This window comes from Pseudomonas sp. MF06569 (genome assembly GCF_059862735.1).
Genome location: NZ_JCBCUZ010000002.1, coordinates 48,303 through 64,042 on the forward strand (window position 1 = coordinate 48,303; position 15,740 = coordinate 64,042).

General features: G+C 59.2%; 18 protein-coding genes and 1 riboswitch. Of the genes, 15 read left to right on the plus strand and 3 right to left on the minus strand.

The window, feature by feature from the left end; all coding sequences use genetic code 11:
* Positions 1-31: 31 nt before the first annotated feature.
* Positions 32-274, plus strand: a riboswitch (cobalamin riboswitch).
* An 82-nt stretch (positions 275-356) separates the two neighbouring features.
* The 14 genes from cobO (at position 357) to AC19YQ_RS02625 (ending at position 11,769) form a co-directional block, all read left to right on the plus strand.
* Positions 357-968: a cob(I)yrinic acid a,c-diamide adenosyltransferase gene (cobO, locus tag AC19YQ_RS02560; protein WP_500594519.1), complete on the plus strand. Its 612-nt coding sequence runs from the start codon at positions 357-359 to the stop codon at positions 966-968.
* Between the two features lie 10 nt (positions 969-978).
* The gene (locus AC19YQ_RS02565; RefSeq protein ID WP_500594520.1) at positions 979-2,292 is read left to right on the plus strand and encodes a cobyrinic acid a,c-diamide synthase CobB; all 1,314 of its coding nucleotides are present in this window, start codon (positions 979-981) and stop codon (positions 2,290-2,292) included.
* Entirely contained in the window at positions 2,289-2,939 is a 651-nt protein-coding gene (gene bluB / locus AC19YQ_RS02570; protein ID WP_133075741.1) for a 5,6-dimethylbenzimidazole synthase, read from the plus strand. Before AC19YQ_RS02565 ends, bluB begins: the two co-directional genes overlap by 4 nt.
* On the plus strand, positions 2,936-3,844 hold the full coding sequence (cbiB, locus tag AC19YQ_RS02575) for an adenosylcobinamide-phosphate synthase CbiB (protein WP_500594521.1): 909 nt from the start codon (positions 2,936-2,938) through the stop codon (positions 3,842-3,844). The genes bluB and cbiB overlap by 4 nt, the downstream gene beginning before the upstream one ends.
* Positions 3,837-4,829, plus strand: a complete 993-nt coding sequence (gene cobD, locus AC19YQ_RS02580; protein WP_500594522.1) for a threonine-phosphate decarboxylase CobD — start codon at positions 3,837-3,839, stop codon at positions 4,827-4,829. Before cbiB ends, cobD begins: the two co-directional genes overlap by 8 nt.
* A complete protein-coding gene (locus AC19YQ_RS02585; RefSeq protein WP_500594523.1) occupies positions 4,826-6,277 on the plus strand; it encodes a cobyric acid synthase in 1,452 nt (483 codons plus the stop codon). The genes cobD and AC19YQ_RS02585 overlap by 4 nt, the downstream gene beginning before the upstream one ends.
* 121 nt (positions 6,278-6,398) lie before the next feature.
* Positions 6,399-6,920, plus strand: a complete 522-nt coding sequence (cobU, locus tag AC19YQ_RS02590) for a bifunctional adenosylcobinamide kinase/adenosylcobinamide-phosphate guanylyltransferase (RefSeq protein WP_500594524.1) — start codon at positions 6,399-6,401, stop codon at positions 6,918-6,920.
* Positions 6,917-7,972, plus strand: a complete 1,056-nt coding sequence (gene cobT, locus AC19YQ_RS02595) for a nicotinate-nucleotide--dimethylbenzimidazole phosphoribosyltransferase (protein WP_500594525.1) — start codon at positions 6,917-6,919, stop codon at positions 7,970-7,972. The genes cobU and cobT overlap by 4 nt, the downstream gene beginning before the upstream one ends.
* Positions 7,969-8,547 (plus strand): alpha-ribazole phosphatase family protein, encoded by a 579-nt coding sequence (cobC, locus tag AC19YQ_RS02600; protein ID WP_500594526.1) that lies wholly within the window; start codon positions 7,969-7,971, stop codon positions 8,545-8,547. The genes cobT and cobC overlap by 4 nt, the downstream gene beginning before the upstream one ends.
* Positions 8,547-9,284, plus strand: coding sequence for an adenosylcobinamide-GDP ribazoletransferase (locus AC19YQ_RS02605; RefSeq protein ID WP_500594632.1), 738 nt, complete (start codon positions 8,547-8,549; stop codon positions 9,282-9,284). The genes cobC and AC19YQ_RS02605 overlap by 1 nt, the downstream gene beginning before the upstream one ends.
* 85 nt (positions 9,285-9,369) lie before the next feature.
* On the plus strand, positions 9,370-9,783 hold the full coding sequence (locus AC19YQ_RS02610) for a MarR family winged helix-turn-helix transcriptional regulator (protein ID WP_133075733.1): 414 nt from the start codon (positions 9,370-9,372) through the stop codon (positions 9,781-9,783).
* A gap of 52 nt (positions 9,784-9,835) precedes the next feature.
* The gene (locus AC19YQ_RS02615) at positions 9,836-11,044 is read left to right on the plus strand and encodes an MFS transporter (protein ID WP_133075732.1); all 1,209 of its coding nucleotides are present in this window, start codon (positions 9,836-9,838) and stop codon (positions 11,042-11,044) included.
* On the plus strand, positions 11,041-11,163 hold the full coding sequence (locus AC19YQ_RS02620; protein WP_257622754.1) for a hypothetical protein: 123 nt from the start codon (positions 11,041-11,043) through the stop codon (positions 11,161-11,163). Before AC19YQ_RS02615 ends, AC19YQ_RS02620 begins: the two co-directional genes overlap by 4 nt.
* 54 nt (positions 11,164-11,217) lie before the next feature.
* On the plus strand, positions 11,218-11,769 hold the full coding sequence (locus AC19YQ_RS02625) for a glutathione peroxidase (protein WP_219260710.1): 552 nt from the start codon (positions 11,218-11,220) through the stop codon (positions 11,767-11,769).
* 86 nt (positions 11,770-11,855) lie between these two features.
* On the opposite strand, the gene AC19YQ_RS02630 is transcribed toward AC19YQ_RS02625, so the two are convergent.
* The 3 genes from AC19YQ_RS02630 to AC19YQ_RS02640 form a co-directional block, all read right to left on the minus strand.
* Positions 11,856-13,157 (minus strand): OmpP1/FadL family transporter, encoded by a 1,302-nt coding sequence (locus AC19YQ_RS02630; protein WP_133075730.1) that lies wholly within the window; start codon positions 13,155-13,157, stop codon positions 11,856-11,858.
* 146 nt (positions 13,158-13,303) lie between these two features.
* Positions 13,304-13,783: a hypothetical protein gene (locus AC19YQ_RS02635; RefSeq protein WP_500594527.1), complete on the minus strand. Its 480-nt coding sequence runs from the start codon at positions 13,781-13,783 to the stop codon at positions 13,304-13,306.
* Positions 13,784-14,048: 265 nt separating this feature from the next.
* Positions 14,049-14,273 (minus strand): hypothetical protein, encoded by a 225-nt coding sequence (locus AC19YQ_RS02640; RefSeq protein ID WP_019407963.1) that lies wholly within the window; start codon positions 14,271-14,273, stop codon positions 14,049-14,051.
* A 1,000-nt stretch (positions 14,274-15,273) separates the two neighbouring features.
* Here AC19YQ_RS02640 and AC19YQ_RS02645 point away from each other — a divergent pair.
* Entirely contained in the window at positions 15,274-15,597 is a 324-nt protein-coding gene (locus AC19YQ_RS02645) for an SEL1-like repeat protein (RefSeq protein ID WP_133075728.1), read from the plus strand.
* Positions 15,598-15,740 lie beyond the last annotated feature (143 nt).

The window sequence follows — 15,740 nt, forward strand, 5'->3', positions numbered from 1 at the left end:
TTTAATTGACGCTCCACCCCCAACCCTCTAACCTTCGCGGCTTGTTTCAGGTGCTCGGCAACGTAACGTTGGTCGAGTGAAACAGGGAAGCCGGTGAGGGCGTGTTTGTCCTGCACAACCGCCATGATCCCGGCGCTGCCCCCGCAACGGTAAACGAGTCAATGCCACGCCAACTGCCACTGTGATTGCTCACGGGAAGGCGCGTGGACAAGGGCGCTCTGTACAGGGCCGTCCGCTTGTGAGCCCGGAGACCGGCCTGATCCATCCACCACTCTCGCGGCGGGCGATGCAGTGTGTTTTTTATGAATTCCCCCCCGCCTCCCGTTTGCATCATTGAGCCCCAACGGAGAGCTGCCATGAACGAATCCCCCGAACGCGACGAACGTCATCAGGCGCGCATGCTGCGCAAAAAAGCCGTCATGGATGAGCGCATTGCCAGCTCGCCCAATGAGTGCGGGCTACTGCTGGTGTTGACCGGCAATGGCAAAGGCAAGAGCAGTTCCGCTTTTGGCATGCTGGCACGGGCCATGGGCCACGGCATGCAGTGCGGCGTGGTGCAGTTCATCAAGGGTCGCAACAGCACCGGCGAAGAGATCTTCTTCCGCCGCTTCCCCGAGCAGGTGCGTTATCACGTGATGGGTGAAGGCTTTACCTGGGAAACCCAGGATCGCCAACGCGATATCGCGGCCGCCGAAGCCGCCTGGGAAGTGTCCCGCGAGATGCTGCGTGACCCGTCCATCGTGCTGGTTGTACTGGATGAGCTGAACATCGCGCTCAAACACGGCTACCTCGACCTTGAGCAGGTGCTCGCCGACCTGCAAGCCCGTCCGCCAATGCAGCATGTGCTGGTCACCGGGCGTGGCGCCAAACCTGAACTGATAGACCTGGCCGACACCGTGACTGAAATGGGTGTGGTCAAACACGCATTCCAGGCCGGGATCAAAGCCCAGAAAGGCATCGAATTGTGAGTGTTCAAGCATGAGAGAGTCGCGTCATTGCCCCGCGGTGTTGATCGCCGCACCGGCCTCCGGTCAGGGCAAGACCACCGTTACCGCCGCCTTGGCCCGATTGCATCGCAATCAGGGGCGCAAGGTGCGGGTGTTTAAATGTGGACCGGATTTTCTGGACCCGATGATTCTGGAACGCGCCAGCGGTGCGCCGGTTTATCAGGTGGATTTGTGGATGGTGGGCGCGGATGAAAGTCGCCGCCTGCTGTGGGAAGCCGCTGGTGAAGCGGACCTGATCCTGATCGAAGGCGTGATGGGTCTGTTCGACGGTACACCTTCCAGCGCCGACCTAGCGCGCCATTTTGGCGTCCCGGTGCTGGGTGTGATTGATGGCACCGCAATGGCCCAGACCTTTGGTGCGCTGGCCCTGGGCCTGGCCCGCTATCAACCGGACCTCCCGTTTGCCGGGGTGCTGGCCAACCGGGTTGGCACAGTGCGTCATGCACAGTTGCTTGAAGGCAGCCTGACCGAAGGCCTGCGCTGGTACGGCGCGTTGTCTCGCGAGACCGGGATCGAGTTGCCGAGTCGACACTTGGGGCTGGTTCAGGCGAGTGAGCTGAACGACCTGGATGCGCGTCTCGACGCGGCAGCCAATGCCCTGGCCAGCACCTGTGAGGTAGCGCTGCCACCCGCCGTTGAATTTGCAGCGCCCGAGCCTGTGCTGGTCGAGCGATTGTTGGCCGGGGTTCGGATTGCCGTGGCCCGGGATGAAGCCTTTGCCTTCACCTATGGCGCGAGTCTGGATCTGCTGCGGGCGATGGGAGCCGAGCTGGTGTTTTTCTCGCCGATTCGCGATGTCCGCCTGCCAGAAGCTGACAGCCTTTATTTGCCGGGCGGTTATCCCGAGTTGCATCACCTTGAGCTGTCGCGCAATACACCGATGCTGGAGGCGATTCGCGCCCATCACGCAGCCGGTAAACCGTTGCTGGCCGAATGTGGCGGCATGCTTTATCTGCTCGACGCCTTGACCGATGTCGACGGTCAGCGTGCCGAGCTGGTGGGGTTGCTGACGGGGGAGGCGACGATGCAAAAGCGTCTGGCCGCGTTGGCATTGCAATCGGTGGACATGCCCGAGGGGCTGCTGCGTGGTCACACTTACCATCACTCGCTGACCAGCACAGAGCTTGAACCTGTTGCCCGTGGCCTGAGCCCCAATGGCGGGCGTGGTGCCGAAGCGGTGTATCGCGAAGGGCGGATGACCGCCTCTTACGTGCACTTCTACTTTCCGTCCAATCCTCAGGCGATTGCTGCGCTGTTTGCGCCGTGCGCTGTGACGGCGCCATGACCGATAACGCCTTTAGTCCTGAAGAACGCGCAGCGGTGTACCGCGCCATCGCCGAGCGCCGCGATATGCGGCACTTCAGCGGTGGCAGTGTGGCACCTGAACTGTTGTCGCGTTTGCTTGAGGCGGCGCATCAGGCCCCGAGTGTGGGGCTGATGCAGCCGTGGCGGTTTATCCGCATCACTGACCGGGAACTGCGAGGCAGGATTCAGGGCCTGGTCGAGGCCGAGCGGGTACGGACCGCCGAGGCGCTGGGCCAGCGCTCCGATGAATTCATGACGCTCAAGGTTGAAGGCATCCAGGACTGTGCCGAGGTGCTGGTGGCGGCGTTGATGGATGACCGTGAAAAGCATATTTTTGGTCGACGTACCCTGCCAGAAATGGACATGGCGTCGTTGTCGTGTGCCATTCAAAACCTGTGGCTGGCAGCACGTGTAGAAGGCTTGGGCATGGGGTGGGTGTCGTTGTTCGAGCCTGAGGCGCTGGCGAGCTTGCTGGGGTTGCCCCCGGGAGCCAAACCCCTGGCAGTGTTGTGCCTGGGCCCGGTCGAGGCTTTTTATCCCGCGCCCATGCTGGTGCTGGAAGGGTGGGCGCAAGCGCGACCACTGAGTGAACTGGTGTATGAGAATTATTGGGGAGTGAGTCCATGAGTGTGGCGTTGTTGTGCGTCGCCGGAGTGGCGCTGGATGCGCTGTTTGGCGAGCCCAAGCGCTGGCATCCGCTGGTTGCGTTTGGCCGAATGGCCGAGCGTATCGAACAGCGGTTCAATTCCGGCGGACGTGGCTGGCGCAGTCATGGAGTGACGGCCTGGGTGCTGGCAGTGTTGCCGCTGACGATCCTTGCAACGGCGCTTTCATGGCTGCCGTATATCGGCTGGCTGGTGGAAATTCTGGCGCTGTATTGTGCGCTGGGCATGCGCAGTCTCGGTGAGCACGTGCAGCCGGTTGCCGAGGCATTGCGTGCCAACGATCTGGAGGAGGCACGGACCCGGGTCGGCTATCTGGTCAGTCGCCAAACCAGCGAGCTGGACCCCACTGAAGTTGCACGTGCGGCCACTGAATCTGTGCTGGAGAACGGCAGTGATGCTGTCTTTGCCACTATTTTCTGGTTTGTCGTGGCGGGAGCGCCGGGCGTGGTGCTCTATCGTTTGAGCAATACGCTGGACGCGATGTGGGGCTATCGCAACGAACGCTTTGAGCGCTTTGGCTGGGCTGCTGCCCGTATCGACGATGTTCTTAACTATATTCCTGCAAGGCTGGTTGCGTTGACTTACGCCGTATTGGGTAAAACCCGACTGGCCTTGAAGTGCTGGCGCAAGCAGGCACCTCAGTGGGACAGTCCCAATGCAGGCCCGGTCATGGCCGCAGGCGCAGGCGCCCTGGGTGTCGAACTGGGTGGGCCGGCGATTTATCACGGCGAACTGCATGAGCGTCCGCAATTGGGCGAAGGCGTGCCAGCGGATGCGGACTCGATTGGTCGTGGCTGGCAACTGGTGCAACGTGGCGTATGGCTGTGGCTATTGATTCTGTGTGCGTGGAGTGAGTTCTATGCTTGAACACGGCGGGCGTTTACGCAAAGCGGCGTTGCACTACGGCATTGACGAGGCTGACTGGCTGGATTTGTCCACTGGCCTTGCGCCCTGGCCTTTTGATATCCCGCAGATACCCGAGCGTGCCTGGGCGCGTTTGCCTGAAACCGACGATGGTCTTGAGCAAGCTGCCTGCGCCTATTACGGCGCACTGAATGTGTTGCCGGTCCCGGGCTCGCAGTGCGCAATCCAGTTGCTGCCGCGCCTGCGCCGCAGTGGCAAGGTCGGTGTGCTGTCGCCGTGTTACGCCGAGCATGCGCATGCCTGGAGGCAAAGCGGGCACATCGTGCGGGAAATCATGGAGCAGGAAGTCGATTTCTACCTCGACACCCTGGATGTGCTGGTGGTGGTCAACCCCAACAACCCTACCGGGGTGAGGCACACGCCAGAACGTCTGCTTGAATGGCATGCGCGGCTTGTGCAACGCGGTGGCTGGCTGGTGGTGGACGAAGCCTTCATGGACAACACACCAGAATTCGGCCTGGCCGGGCATACCCAGCGTACCGGGTTGATCGTGTTGCGTTCATTCGGCAAGTTTTTTGGTCTGGCCGGGGTGCGGCTGGGTTTTGTGCTGGCCGAGCAAAAATTGCTCAAGTTGCTGGCCGAACAAGTCGGGCCCTGGGCGGTGAGCGGACCGACACGCATTGTCGGCCAGGCCTGCCTGCTGGACACCGAAGGCCATGCTCGCCAGCGCGAGCGCAGTGAGCTCGCCAGCGGGCGGCTGGAGCGATTGCTGGGGCTGCATGATTTGCCGCCTCAGGGCGGCTGCGCGTTGTTCCAGTGGTTGATCACGCCCCACGCCGACCGCCTTTACGAATTCATGGCGCACCGCGGCATTTTGCTGCGCCTGTTTGCCCACAACAGCAGCGTGCGTTTTGGCCTGCCCGCCGATGAGGCCGACTGGCAGCGCCTGGAGCTGGCGCTGGCGGCGTACACCAAGGAAACCACATGAGTACGTTGATGGTGCAGGGCACCACATCAGATGCCGGTAAAAGCACCCTGGTAACGGCCCTGTGTCGCTGGCTGACCCGCCAGGGTGTAGCGGTGGTGCCGTTCAAGCCACAGAACATGGCGCTCAACAGTGCGGTGACTGCTGAAGGTGGCGAGATTGGCCGCGCTCAGGCGGTGCAGGCCCAGGCCGCCGGATTGGCGCCGCACACGGACATGAATCCGGTGCTGCTCAAGCCCAATAGCGACACCGGCGCCCAAGTGATCATTCATGGTCGTGCCGTCACCAGCATGAATGCGGTGGCGTATCACGACTACAAGGCCATTGCCATGCAAGCGGTATTGGCCTCCCATCAGCGTTTGAGTGCCGCGTATCCGGTGGTGATGGTCGAGGGCGCGGGCTCGCCTGCCGAGATCAATCTGCGGGCCGGTGATATCGCCAACATGGGCTTTGCCGAAGCGGTTGACTGCCCGGTGGTGTTGATTGCCGATATCAATCGCGGCGGGGTGTTTGCCCATCTGGTCGGTACCCTGGAGTTGCTGTCCGAGACCGAGCAGGCACGGGTCAAGGGTTTCATCATCAACCGCTTTCGCGGTGATATCGCCTTGCTTCAGCCTGGCCTCGACTGGCTGGAGCAGCGCACCGGCAAACCGGTGATCGGCGTGTTGCCCTATGTGATGGACCTGCATCTTGAGGCCGAGGACGGCATCGATCAGCGTCAGACCGACAAGGTCGAGCAAGTGCTCAAAGTGGTGGTGCCGGTACTGCCGCGTATCAGTAATCACACCGACTTCGACCCGCTGCGCCTGCATCCGCAAGTAGACCTGCAATTTGTCGGGCCGGGGCAACCGATTCCTCCTGCAGACTTGATCATCCTGCCGGGCTCCAAGAGTGTGCGCAGCGACCTGGCCTACTTGCGTGCCAATGGCTGGGAAGGGGCCATCAGCCGACATCTGCGTTACGGCGGAAAGCTGCTGGGTATTTGTGGCGGCTTGCAGATGCTCGGCGAGCAGGTTCACGACCCGCTGGGCCTTGAAGGCGCAGCGGGTTCCAGTGCCGGATTGGGCTTGCTGGCGTTTAGCACCGAGCTTGCAGCCGAAAAACAGCTGCGCAATGTGCGCGGGCATCTGGTCCTGGAAAACGCGCCAGTCAGCGGCTACGAAATCCACGCGGGCGTAACCACGGGGGCGGCTCTGGAGCAGCCTGTGGTGCACCTGGATGACGGGCGCTGTGATGGCGCGCAAAGTGCGGACGGGCAAATTCTCGGCACCTACCTGCATGGTGTGTTCGAGTCGCCTGCGGCTTGCAGCGCGTTGCTGCGTTGGGCCGGTTTGCAGGATGTGCAAGAAGTGGACTACCACGCCCTTCGCGAACGGGATATCGAGCGGCTGGCGGATCTGGTGGAAAACCATCTGGATACCGCCTACCTGCGCGCGTTGTGCGGGATTTGAGATTCATGTCGTCTGATCTGGCCCCATCGCGGGCAAGTCCGGCTCCCACCAGGGTTGCACTCATTCTGTGGGAGCCGGGCTTGCCCGCGATGGCGTCAATGGCCGCTAGAGGTTTAACACCATGCTGCAACTGATTCTGGGCGGTGCCCGCTCGGGTAAAAGTCGTCTGGCTGAAAAGCTGGCGGCCGAGTCCGGCTGTGCCGTCACCTACATAGCCACCAGTCAGCCGCTGGACGGTGAGATGAGCGAGCGCGTGCGCCATCATCGCGAGCGCCGTCCAGAACATTGGGCGCTTATCGAAGAGCCGATTGAACTGGCCCGCGTGCTGCGTGACAACGCTCGCGCCGATACTTGCCTGTTGGTGGACTGCCTGACCCTGTGGCTGACCAACCTGCTGATGCTTGAAGACCAGCAGCGCCTGAATGCCGAGCGCGATGCGCTGCTGGAATGCCTGGCTGATTTGCCGGGCGAAATTGTGTTTGTCAGCAACGAAACCGGAATGGGTGTCGTGCCGCTGGGCGAATTGACTCGCCGCTATGTCGATGAAGCCGGTTGGTTGCATCAAGCCCTGGCCGAGCACTGTCAGCGAGTCGTGCTGACAGTGGCGGGCCTGCCCCTGACGTTGAAAGGAACTGCACTATGAGCACCCCTTGGTGGCTGAACCCCTGCAAGCCCGTTGACCGTGACATGCAAGCGGCCGCGGCCGAGCGTCAGCAGCAACTGACCAAACCCGCAGGCTCCCTGGGCCAGCTTGAGGCCCTGGCGGTGCAACTGGCCGGTTTGCAAGGGCGGCTCAAACCCCGTGTCGATCAGTTGTGGATCGGGATTTTTGCAGGTGATCACGGGGTGGTCGCCGAAGGTGTGTCGGCCTATCCGCAAGCGGTCACCGGGCAAATGCTGCACAACTTTGTCAGTGGGGGGGCGGCGATCAGCGTGTTGGCCCGCCAATTGGGCGCGCAGCTGGATGTGGTGGACCTGGGCACGGTGACGCCGATGCTGGATCTGGCGGGGGTACGGCACTTGCAGTTGGGTGCGGGTACAGCCAATTTTGCGACGGGCCCTGCGATGTCCGACGCTCAGGGTTTGAAAGCCCTGCAGGCCGGGCGCGACAGCGTGTTGCGGGCGCAGGCGGCGGGCAGCGAGGTGTTTATCGGCGGTGAAATGGGCATTGGCAACACGGCGTCTGCCAGTGCCGTGGCCAGTGCGCTGCTGGATTGCCCTGCCTCGCAATTGACCGGGCCAGGCACTGGTCTGGATGCCGCCGGTGTCAGCCACAAGGCGCGGGTGATTGACCGTGCACTGGCGTTGCATGCCGGTCACCTCGACGATCCGCTGCAGACACTGTTTCGCCTGGGCGGCTTTGAAATTGCCGCCTTGGTCGGCGCCTATGTGGCCTGCGCACAGGAAGGCGTGGTGGCGGTGGTGGATGGCTTTATCTGCACCGTGGCGGCCATGGTCGCGGTGCGCATGAATCCTGACTGCCGCGAGTGGCTGATCTTCAGTCATCGCGGAGCTGAGCAGGGTCATCGCCATGTGTTGGAAAGCTTGCAGGCCGAGCCGTTGCTGGACCTGGGCCTGCGTCTGGGCGAGGGCAGCGGTGCTGCGTTGGCGGTGCCGTTGATGCGTCTGGCGTGTGATCTGCACGGGCAGATGGCGACCTTTGCCGAAGCCGCCGTGGCAGATCGTCCGGCATGACCGTGCAGCTCGATTTGCTGCGTCATGGCGAGACTGAGCTGGGTGGCGGTTTGCGCGGCAGCATCGACGATGCCTTGACGGCGCTGGGCTGGGCGCAAATGCGTGATGCCGTGAAAGGCCAGGGGCCGTGGGATCGTATCGTCAGCTCACCGTTGCAACGTTGCGCATTGTTTGCCCGAGAACTGAGTGAGCAGCTCGATCTTCCGGTGTCTTTGGACAAGGATCTGCAGGAACTTCATTTTGGTGCGTGGGAAGGGCAGAGCGCGGCAGCGCTGATGGAGGTTAATGAGCAGGCCTTGGGCTTGTTCTGGGCCGACCCCTACGCCTTTACCCCACCCGACGGTGAGCCAGTGCTTGAGTTCTCGGCGCGGGTGCTGTCAGCCGTCAGCCGTTTGCAGCAGGACTTCGCAGGGCAGCGGGTGCTGGTGGTATGCCATGGCGGGGTGATGAAATTGCTGCTGGCTCAGGCCCGTGGCTTGCCTCGCGAGCAGTTGCTGCAAGTGCCGGTGATCCATGGCGCACTGTTCGGGCTGCAGGTCGACGCCGATGGGCAGCTCACCGAGGCCGACAGGTGATGCTGCCTTTCTGGATTGCATTGCAGTTTTTAAGCAGCTTGCCGATTCGCTTGCCGGGTATGCCGCAGCCTCAGGAACTGGGGCGTTCCCTGCTGTTTTATCCGCTGGTGGGTTTGCTGTTTGGCGGGCTGTTGTGGGGCCTGAGTGCGCTGCTGGCCGGTGCACCGCTGATGTTGCACGCGGCGTTGCTGCTGACGGTATGGGTGTTGCTCAGTGGCGGGCTGCATCTGGACGGCCTGGCTGACAGTGCAGATGCCTGGCTGGGGGGCTTTGGCGACCGCGAACGCACCCTGACCATCATGAAAGACCCCCGCAGCGGACCGATCGCGGTGGTGACGCTGGTGCTGGCGCTGTTGCTCAAGTTCTGCGCGCTGCTCGCACTGATTGAGCAGCAAAACGGCATGGTGCTCCTGGTCGCGCCGTTGATCGGGCGCAGCGCCTTGCTGGCCGTATTCCTGACGACCCCGTACGTGCGGGCCGGTGGATTGGGTCAGGCGCTGTCCGATCATTTGCCACGCAGGGCGGGATGGTGGGTGTTGGGGCTCAGTGCCCTGGGGTGTGTGATGTTGGCCGGGTATGCCGGGTTATGGGCCCTGGTGCTGGCAACAGCGGGGTTTGTATGGCTGCGCCGGGTGGTGATGCGCCGTCTGGGGGGCACCACGGGCGATACCGCCGGTGCGCTGCTGGAGTTGCTGGAAGTGCTGGTGCTGGTGGGGCTGGCGTTGATCGTTGCTTGACCAGTTGCCAGTTGCCAGTTTCACCAAGGTTGATCGCTCCGAGATAAATCTTGATTCTGTTTTATTGCGGGTATATACATATAAAATGTTACCAACTCAGTGTTTATGCACCAATCTGCGACGTGCTGCGCGTGGCGTGAGCAGGCATTACGACGGCGCTCTCGACGGCTTCGGGATCAACGTCGCCCAGTATTCTTTGCTGTGTAATCTCAAGCGGCTCGATCAACCCAGCATTTCCAGCCTGGCAGAAGCCATGGGGCTGGATCGCAGTACGTTGGGGCGTAACGTGCGGGTGCTTGAGGGCGCTGGTCTGTTGAAACTGATGGAGGGGGCTGATCAGCGTAATCGTCTGGTTTGTCTGACTCCGGCAGGGGACGAGTGCTTGAAGGCTGCCTTGCCCGCCTGGGAGGACGCTCAGCAGCGCTTGATGGATCGTTTGGGTGAAGCCAAGCGCGCACAACTGTTACAGCTATTGGATGAGTTGGCAGGCACTGACTAGAGTTCAGTCGCTCGATTATAAAAGGGTATATACCCGCTCCCGGAGAACAACAATGACATCGGTGTGGCGCAACAGTGGATGGGTCCTTCTTGGCAGTGCGCTTATCCTGGCCCTGTCTTTGGGCGTAAGGCATGGGTTCGGGCTGTTTCTGCCTCCCATGAGCGCGCAATTTGGCTGGGGGCGTGAGGTGTTTGCCTTTGCCATTGCCTTGCAGAACCTGATCTGGGGCCTGGCTCAGCCTTTTACCGGGGCACTGGCAGACCGCTTTGGCGCGGCCAGGGTAGTGATAGTCGGGGGTGTGTTGTATGCGGTGGGGCTACTGCTGATGGGGCTGTCGGATTCGCCGCTGTCACTGTCGCTGAGCGCGGGACTGCTGATCGGGATCGGTCTGTCCGGTACTTCGTTCTCGGTAATCCTGGGTGTCGTCGGGCGCGCCTTGCCCGCAGAAAAACGCAGCATGGGCATGGGGATTGCCAGTGCGGCGGGGTCTTTTGGTCAGTTCGCGATGCTGCCAGGTACTTTGGGGCTGATTGGCTGGCTCGGTTGGTCGACCGCGCTGTTGGTGTTGGGTGTGCTGGTGGCGCTGATTGTGCCATTGGTCAGCATGCTCAAGGATCGGCCGCTACCCAATCTGGGAGGGGAGCAAACCCTCAAGGACGCATTGCGTGAGGCGTGTTCGCACTCGGGCTTCTGGCTATTGGCGTTCGGGTTCTTTGTCTGCGGCTTTCAGGTGGTCTTCATTGGCATCCACTTGCCGGCATATCTGGTGGATCAGCATCTCCCCGCGACAGTGGGTACGACGGTGCTGGCGCTGATTGGCCTGTTCAATATTTTTGGTACCTACACCGCCGGTTGGCTCGGCGGGCGCATGTCCAAGCCCCGTTTATTGACGGCTTTGTACCTGGCCCGGGCGGTGGTGATCGGGTTGTTCCTGTGGGCGCCAGTGACGCAGTTCAGTGCGTATCTGTTTGGCATGGTCATGGGCTTTTTGTGGCTGTCGACCGTGCCGCTGACCAATGGCACGGTGGCAACCATGTTTGGTGTGCGTAACTTGTCGATGCTGGGCGGGATCGTATTTCTCTTCCATCAGCTCGGAGCATTCCTGGGCGGCTGGATGGGAGGTGTGGTCTATGATCAGACAGGTAGTTACGATCTGATCTGGCAGGTCTCGATCTTGTTAAGTCTGTTGGCGGCGGCCTTGAACTGGCCGGTGCGCGAGCGCCCGGTGGCCCGCTTGCAGGCGCAGGGGAGTATGGGGTGAATTCGACCTGGATATGGCTCGGCGCAGCCAGTACTGGAGTGTTGTTGCTGGCCCTGATCTGGTGGGGCTGGCATCAAGGCGGATTGGCGTTAATGCAGTTGGGCATGGGCGCTTGCTAGTGCGGCCTCGGGTGAGTAAGTTCTGAGCCTGCCTCTTTTTCAAGGACACCGATGATGCTTAAGCGCTGGATTGCGATGCCTGTACTGCTGTTAGCCTGCGCCGGTACGGTTTGGGCGGCGGACTGTCCACCCTTGCTGGAAGGCACGCTGCCTAAATTGCGGGCCAAGGAGTCGATTGATCTGTGCCAGCGCTTTGCCGGTAAACCACTGTTGATCGTCAATACGGCGAGCTTTTGCGGCTTTGCGCCACAGTTCAAGGGGCTTGAGGCGCTGAACCAGCGCTACAAGGGCCAGGGGCTGGAGTTGATTGGTGTGCCGTCGGATGACTTCAAGCAGGAATCCAAAGATGGCGAAGAGACGGCCAAGGTGTGTTACGTCAATTACGGTGTGACTTTCACCATGATCGATCCGCAGCATGTGCGTGGGCCTGATGCGACGCACTTGTTCAAGGTGTTGGCAGAACAGAGCAGCGCGCCAAAATGGAACTTCTATAAATACGTGGTTGATCGTCAGGGCAATGTGATTGCCAGCTTCTCCAGCCTCACCAAGCCCGATAGCCCTGAATTGATAGAGGCGATCGATAAGGCCATTGCTTCAAAGCCCTGAAACGCACCCATTAAAAATCCCCGCCTCGGTAACGAGAGCGGGGATTTTTTTGATTCAGCGGGCGAGGCGGTTGGCCTCGCAGTGAATCAGAACTTGTAGGTTGCGCCTACTGCAAAGCCGTTTGCGCTGTTTTCATATTTGGAGCTGTAGTAGCTACCGATCTGAGGTTTGGCATCATCCACCTTGACCGACTCTTCCTTGAGGTAGGAGTAAGCCACGTCAATGCTCAGGTTGTCATTGACGGCATAACCGGCGCCCAAGCTGAAAATCGTACGGTCGCCGGTAGGGATACGAGGCGAGCGATTTTCATTGTTGGTAGGCGACTGATCCCAGGTCAGGCCAGTACGCAGTACCCATTGCTTGTTCAGCTGGTACGAGGTACCGATGGCGTATGCCCAAGTATCGTGCCAGTTCTGCTCTTCTTTAATCGTGGAGAAAAGAGCTGGGGCTGCACCACCACCGGCAGCAGCAGTAACGCCCTCGTTCTGGACGGTGATGTCTTTCAGGCGGCTCCAGCGAGTCCATGTACTACCTGCATAGACCTTCCATGCATCATTGATCTCTTGAGTAACCGACAGATCCCAGGATTCAGGCGTGTCGATTTTCAGTGTGGCGTCATAGCGGTTGCTTTTCAGGCGTGCGGCAGTGAACGGGTCGCTGCTGGCTGTGACGTTAGTGTGACCTTCGAGTTTGTATTTGACCTTGGAATGATAAGTCAAACCAACGCGCGTGGTATCAGTGGCTTGTACCAGGATGCCGGCATTGAAACCTAGCGCGGTATCGTCACCCTTGATTTTTACATTGCTGTCGCCTGCCCCGGCCAGTGGGTTGGGGGTCAGTCTGACTTCTGACTCAAGCGTACCGGCGATGCGGTTGATGGTCGGACCGAAACCAATCGACACGCGATCATTGAAGGCATAGCTCACGGTTGGTTGCAGGGTAACAACCTTAACTTCGCTTTTGCTGCCAAAGCCGCGGCCCTGGAAGCTGCTTTCGTAGTCTGTTACGAGGCCGAAAGGTGCATAAACACCGAAGCCTACAGCCCACTCGTCGTTGAGCTTGTTAGTGTAAAAACCCATAGGCACCGCGGTGAACGGAACCATGTCGCCTTTATTGGTGCCGGAGATACTGCCTCGGGCATCCTTGATATCGGTCGAAGCGTCGATCACGGCGATACCGCCAGTCACTTGCTGGCCGCTCAGGCGGGACATACCGGCAGGGTTACCAAAAACGGTGCTTGCATCGTCGGCAGAAGATGAACGACCTGCGAAACCGGTCCCCATACCGCTTACGCTTTGTTCGTTAAGTGCGAAGCCACTAGCGAAAATCTGGCTGGAAGCCAAAGTGACAGCGAGGCCAAGTGTGGTCTTGAGCATTACTTTTTTCATTATTAGAACTCCTTATGATCACCGGACGAAAACTACCAACATTTTTGTTGAAGCGCTATAGGCTAAATCGCAGAAGATAGCGATGTTTTGTAGGACAATCCGACCGGTTTCAGGCTTTTTGCAGATTATTGCAAGTGATGGAAATCTCAAGCCACTTGGTTGAGAGGTGAAACGCAGGTACGCCAAGCATGGGCGAAATCTCGCAAACGTCCATGTGGTTCAAAGGCTTGGCGCCAAATTCTTGCCATGCCCAGCAGGTCATCGGCTGGGGGGATGGCTATTTTTTGCTGTTCGATCAGTAGCCAGGCAATGGCTGTGGCATACCGCAAATTAACCGTGAGCTCCAGGTGAGGGCTGCACAGGAATGCATGCTGACTGGCCAGTCCGCGCACCAGGCTCGCCAGGTCCGGGTCGTGGGCCAGGTACTGATCCCACAAAGCGGCATGGCGAGGTTCGCGTATGCAGTAGAGCCCGTGACCATGACGATCATGCAGGGCCGAGCCTAAATTTGACTGGCTGGCTGCAATACCCAGCAACAAAGCTTCTGCATCCGGGTTGTCCTGCCCCAGATACAGAAGCGTTGGTCGAATCACGTAATGGCTCAATTCCCTGGCGGCGATACCCATAAAGTCCTCGAGGCCCGAAATGACCAGCGATACCCCATGGCTTGGCAGCTGTGAATCGAAAGGGTTCGCTGGAAGCGGAACGTACCGCTCAAGTTGAAGTGTAGTGTCATATCTTTGCTGTAACGGCCTGTTTTTAAAACATTTAAAGCTTCGGGTCGTTGGCTATATATCCACAAGGACTTAAGCGATGCCGAATGTTTCTTAAATAGAAGGCAACAAAAAGCCCTGCGGATCAGGCAGGGCTTGTTGTGTAACGCTCAAGCTTTCAGGCGATAAGGGCCTGACGAGTACGCTCGATCACAGCTTGCAGGGGTTCTGCGCTGGAGTATTGGTCAGGGTACAGGCGCTCGCTGTGACGCGCGATGCCGTGTTCGTTGACCAGGGTGAAGCTGAAGCATCCTTTGCGAGCGGCCATAATCAGGCAGTTCATTGGGGCAAAGGCGTTGGTTAGGGTGCGAATGGCATCCTGAGTATGGATTTGAGTAGACATAGTTATTAGGTGTTCCTACAAATGACACGGATTCAGATCCGTGCTGCGTTAAAACGTTCCAGTGACGTCGAGCCATTCTTTGGCTGGACGAAGAACCTGACTGGAACAAAGCCGCCAGTTGGAGCGCATTAATTATGTGGCGCTTGGGCTGGCAGGTAGGTACTTAGGAGGGCAGGCAATCACAACTGGAGCTAAGGTTCCGTGCTCCGGGTGAAGATCCTGATCAATTTGCAGGTTGGTTCGGTCAGAGTAAAAGAACTTCGCGATACCCTGTGCGTTTGTGCAAAGGCCGTATCGTCGCAAGTTTTACCTGGAAACCATCTAGGGGGTCGATCCCGTTTTGTCAGCGCTGCTTTGCTTTACGCAAGGTGGCTGGGAGGATTTGTTCGGCCCGAATTGACTTTCAGCTTGGTACTAACGCTGCGGATACTAACGGCTTGAAATGTTAAACGCAAGTGTGCTAGAAAAAATACTTTCTGTAGCCTTGATTCAAGATGGGATAAATCATCTGGCCGCAGCGTGATCAGGTAGCGTTTTTGTCTGGTAGTAGTACATTTCTAGGCGTTTTCCTGGGGGCGTAAAGCTTGGATATTTGCCCAAATATCTGCACAACATCGCTCTGTCGCGGTGCGCTGGCCTACAGGTTGTGCTCTTAAAAGGCCCGAATTCCTGCTGTGAATGTGAACTTGTGCACATTTGCAGTGCTGCGGGCAAAATCAGCGCAGATACCCGTGTGTTCGTCCTCCTAGCCTGTCTGGTAAATTTAAGTCAATGAAAAACATCGTTTTTTTTAATTGGTGAAAAAATCGACAGTTTGACCCGAGGCCCCGTAGGGTGGGCCTTTGCGGGGGTTGAACTTGGGTTGTCCACTGACTTATCCACAGGATCTGTGGATTGTCCCGAGCGCTTGCTCTAGATCAAGGGTGTAGACCTTTTTCGACTTTACCCAAAGAAAAAAAGGAGTAGAGTGGCGCGCCTTCTGTTCTGCCCACAGTGTCGTATGAAGTTCCGCACAGCTACTTCCTCTGTTACTCGCTCAAATACCTCCAATGATGCCCCCAAGCGCTTTTCTTTGCGGGTGGCTATCTGGTTGCTGGATAACCCGCGTCTGGGTGCCAACCCCAGCATCCAGCACGTTGCCGGACATTTGCTCAAACAACCTGCGCGCCAGGGTGTCGTGCTGGCGCAGAGCCGATTGGGGCAATTGATGTGCCGTGAATGCGGCAGCGCCCGTGATCAGCGTATCGGCCATGAATTGTTGCGTCAGGCCGCCCGTGCTGGCGATCGTCTGGCACAGCAGGAATTGAACAAGACCGAAGACTGAACTGTCTTCGGTGCCGTCTGTTGAGTACCCTTGCTCTTTTACCTCGCGTGGAGGGGTTATGGCCCTGGATCTGAGCAGTCTGTTGCTTGGCTTGGCAGTAGCAGGTGTGCCATTGCTGGCGCTTGTCTGGCAGTTGCAACGCC

Excerpts from the sequence above, each read along its gene's own strand:
- cobO (WP_500594519.1), top strand. The coding sequence starts at position 357 with ATGAACGAATCCCCCGAACGCGACGAACGTCATCAGGCGCGCATGCTG.
- AC19YQ_RS02565 (WP_500594520.1), top strand. The coding sequence starts at position 979 with ATGAGAGAGTCGCGTCATTGCCCCGCGGTGTTGATCGCCGCACCGGCC.
- bluB (WP_133075741.1), top strand. The coding sequence starts at position 2,289 with ATGACCGATAACGCCTTTAGTCCTGAAGAACGCGCAGCGGTGTACCGC.
- cbiB (WP_500594521.1), top strand. The coding sequence starts at position 2,936 with ATGAGTGTGGCGTTGTTGTGCGTCGCCGGAGTGGCGCTGGATGCGCTG.
- cobD (WP_500594522.1), top strand. The coding sequence starts at position 3,837 with ATGCTTGAACACGGCGGGCGTTTACGCAAAGCGGCGTTGCACTACGGC.
- AC19YQ_RS02585 (WP_500594523.1), top strand. The coding sequence starts at position 4,826 with ATGAGTACGTTGATGGTGCAGGGCACCACATCAGATGCCGGTAAAAGC.
- cobU (WP_500594524.1), top strand. The coding sequence starts at position 6,399 with ATGCTGCAACTGATTCTGGGCGGTGCCCGCTCGGGTAAAAGTCGTCTG.
- cobT (WP_500594525.1), top strand. The coding sequence starts at position 6,917 with ATGAGCACCCCTTGGTGGCTGAACCCCTGCAAGCCCGTTGACCGTGAC.
- cobC (WP_500594526.1), top strand. The coding sequence starts at position 7,969 with ATGACCGTGCAGCTCGATTTGCTGCGTCATGGCGAGACTGAGCTGGGT.
- AC19YQ_RS02605 (WP_500594632.1), top strand. The coding sequence starts at position 8,547 with ATGCTGCCTTTCTGGATTGCATTGCAGTTTTTAAGCAGCTTGCCGATT.
- AC19YQ_RS02610 (WP_133075733.1), top strand. The coding sequence starts at position 9,370 with ATGTTACCAACTCAGTGTTTATGCACCAATCTGCGACGTGCTGCGCGT.
- AC19YQ_RS02615 (WP_133075732.1), top strand. The coding sequence starts at position 9,836 with ATGACATCGGTGTGGCGCAACAGTGGATGGGTCCTTCTTGGCAGTGCG.
- AC19YQ_RS02625 (WP_219260710.1), top strand. The coding sequence starts at position 11,218 with ATGCTTAAGCGCTGGATTGCGATGCCTGTACTGCTGTTAGCCTGCGCC.
- AC19YQ_RS02630 (WP_133075730.1), bottom strand. The coding sequence starts at position 13,157 with ATGAAAAAAGTAATGCTCAAGACCACACTTGGCCTCGCTGTCACTTTG.
- AC19YQ_RS02635 (WP_500594527.1), bottom strand. The coding sequence starts at position 13,783 with ATGGGTATCGCCGCCAGGGAATTGAGCCATTACGTGATTCGACCAACG.
- AC19YQ_RS02640 (WP_019407963.1), bottom strand. The coding sequence starts at position 14,273 with ATGTCTACTCAAATCCATACTCAGGATGCCATTCGCACCCTAACCAAC.
- AC19YQ_RS02645 (WP_133075728.1), top strand. The coding sequence starts at position 15,274 with ATGAAGTTCCGCACAGCTACTTCCTCTGTTACTCGCTCAAATACCTCC.